The sequence below is a fragment of the Kitasatospora sp. NPDC093558 genome (assembly GCF_040683475.1).
Taxonomy (GTDB): domain Bacteria; phylum Actinomycetota; class Actinomycetes; order Streptomycetales; family Streptomycetaceae; genus Kitasatospora.
On sequence record NZ_JBFBDY010000933.1, the window covers coordinates 1 to 2,041 of the forward strand.

The following is a 2,041-nucleotide window of genomic DNA, read 5'->3' on the forward strand; positions in this document are numbered from 1 at the left end:
CGAAGCGCACGCTGCTGGACGGCATCCGCGCCTGAGCGCCCGCATTCCCGGTGGCCCCGCCCGGGGGCGGGGCCACCGGCGCGCGTCAGTAGGACTGCAGCTCGATCAGGTGCCCGTCCGGGTCCCGCAGATGGGCGCTGCGCAGGCCCGGGCCCCACTCCGGGCGGTCGGTGGCGGGCACGGCGAGGGTGCCGCCATGGGCGAGGCAGAGGGCGAGCGCCTTGTCGACGTCGTCGACGCGGAAGACCAGCATCGCGGAGTCCTGGGCGGCGGCCCGGACGGGCAGGTCCGCGGTGCCGAGGGTGGCGGCCATGGCGCTGCGGTCGTAGAGCACGAGGACGGCCTGGTCGTCGACGTCCCAGTTGGCGTACGGGCCTTCGGGCGCGCCCTTGACCAGCGCGGCGTCGGTGAGGGGCGGGAGAACGGCGCTGTAGAAGCCGTAGCACTCGGCGAAGCGCGTGACGAGCAGGCGGGGGTACACGGCGTCCATGGACAGGGCTCCTGGGCGTGACTCGAACCTATTAGTAGGCCCCAATATTAGTAGGTGCTGACCCACTATAGGAAGAACCCTAGAATCCAGCCATGACCTCTCCCGCCGCCTCACCCGCCTCCCCTTCGGGCGGCATGCCGCCGACCCTGCTGGACCTCAGCACCTACCTCCTCTCCCGGATCGGCCGCACCGCGCGGACCCGCCTCGCCGAGCGGCTGGCCGGGCGCGGACTGCGGCTGTGGGACATGGCCGTGCTGGCCGCCCTCGCCGATTTCGGCCCGCACGCCCAGCGGGAGCTCTGCGAACGCCTCGCCCTGGACCCGAGCGACCTCGCCAAGGTCGCCGACCGGTTGGCCGCCGGCGGCTACGTCGAACGGGCCCGGGACAGCGCGGACCGGCGGCGCGTGTCGGTGTCCGTGACGGACGCGGGGCGGGCGCTGCTCGCCGAACTCGACACCGAGGCGCGGTCGGTGCAGGACGAGGTCCTCGCGCCGCTGGACGCGCAGGAGCGGGAGGTACTGCAAGCGCTGCTGCTACGCGTCCACGGCGGGCTGACGGCGGGGCGGTTGGGCCTGTGAGCCGTCAGGGTCCGTCCGCGATCAGCGGCTGTTCCGGGGTGCGGATGCACGGAAGAGCGCCCGGCGGTAGGTGTGCTGGGTGGCCTATCGGGTGCCCCGGAGGCAGAGCGGGCACGAGCCCGGGTGATCATGGAGTTCTCTGTGCTCCGTGATCACCGGGGGCTCGTGCCTGTCCTGCCGTCATGCCTGCTCGAACCGCTACGAGTGTGTCGCGGGCCCGGCTGCTTCGCCTACTGGTGGGTGTTCTTGACTGTGGGCTGCGTCTTCTGGTTGTAGATCTCCTTGCCGTCGGCGTTGTAGGCGTGGACGTAGGGGGTCGGGGGGAGGGGCTTCGCGTTGGGGCCGGTGGAGATGGCCGCGGTGTAGACGAACGCGCCGCCCGCCATCTCGGCCGGGTACTGCGTGGAGTCGTCGCCGTAGCTGATGGTGATCTTGGCGACCTCGGGTGTGTAGTGCCCGGCGCCCAGCGAGAGGGTCTGGCCGGCACCGGCCGGCGCGCTGAAGCTGTCGAAGAACTCGATCAGGTGACCGGTGCCCCACAGCCGGTCGTTGATGAACGTCGCGGGGACGGACATGCTGTTGCCCTTGTGGCCCTTCGACTCGCACTGCACGTACTGGCCGGCGGAGTCGACCGCGATGACCACGCCGTCGGTGTCCGCCGAGGCGACGGGAGCGCGGACGGCGAGCACCGCGTGGTACCGCGACGCGTCGGAACCCAGGCAGGAGGCCAGGATCTCGGCGACAGTCCCGGCGTCGATCGGGGCCGTCCTCGTGCTGCTGACCGTGAAAGCGGCCGAGGGGCGGGGGGAAGGCGAAGTGGTAGGGGAAGGGGAAGCCGACACAGGGGAGGCGCCTGTGGTGGCTGCTCCGTGTTGTGGTCCCGGTGAGTGCAGCACGGACGGGAGGGCCAGGCACAGGGCTGCCGCGGCGCAGGCCGCGGTCACGCCCAGGGCGTGGCGGCGGTGGCGGCGCC

General features: G+C 72.1%; 3 protein-coding genes. 1 reads left to right on the plus strand and 2 read right to left on the minus strand.

The window, feature by feature from the left end; all coding sequences use genetic code 11:
- Window positions 1-85: 85 nt before the first annotated feature.
- Window positions 86-490: a VOC family protein gene (locus AB0O00_RS37105; RefSeq protein WP_363659104.1), complete on the minus strand. Its 405-nt coding sequence runs from the start codon at window positions 488-490 to the stop codon at window positions 86-88.
- Between the two features lie 92 nt (window positions 491-582).
- On the opposite strand from AB0O00_RS37105, the gene AB0O00_RS37110 reads away from it, so the two are divergent.
- The gene (locus AB0O00_RS37110; RefSeq protein ID WP_363659105.1) at window positions 583-1,068 is read left to right on the plus strand and encodes a MarR family winged helix-turn-helix transcriptional regulator; all 486 of its coding nucleotides are present in this window, start codon (window positions 583-585) and stop codon (window positions 1,066-1,068) included.
- Between the two features lie 230 nt (window positions 1,069-1,298).
- Here AB0O00_RS37110 and AB0O00_RS37115 read toward each other — a convergent pair whose 3' ends face one another.
- Window positions 1,299-1,757, minus strand: coding sequence for a hypothetical protein (locus tag AB0O00_RS37115; RefSeq protein ID WP_363659106.1), 459 nt, complete (start codon window positions 1,755-1,757; stop codon window positions 1,299-1,301).
- Window positions 1,758-2,041: the final 284 nt, after the last annotated feature.

Bases quoted from the DNA above. Each gene is read 5' to 3' on its own strand.
- AB0O00_RS37105 (WP_363659104.1), bottom strand. From the start codon at position 490: ATGGACGCCGTGTACCCCCGCCTGCTCGTCACGCGCTTCGCCGAGTGC.
- AB0O00_RS37110 (WP_363659105.1), top strand. From the start codon at position 583: ATGACCTCTCCCGCCGCCTCACCCGCCTCCCCTTCGGGCGGCATGCCG.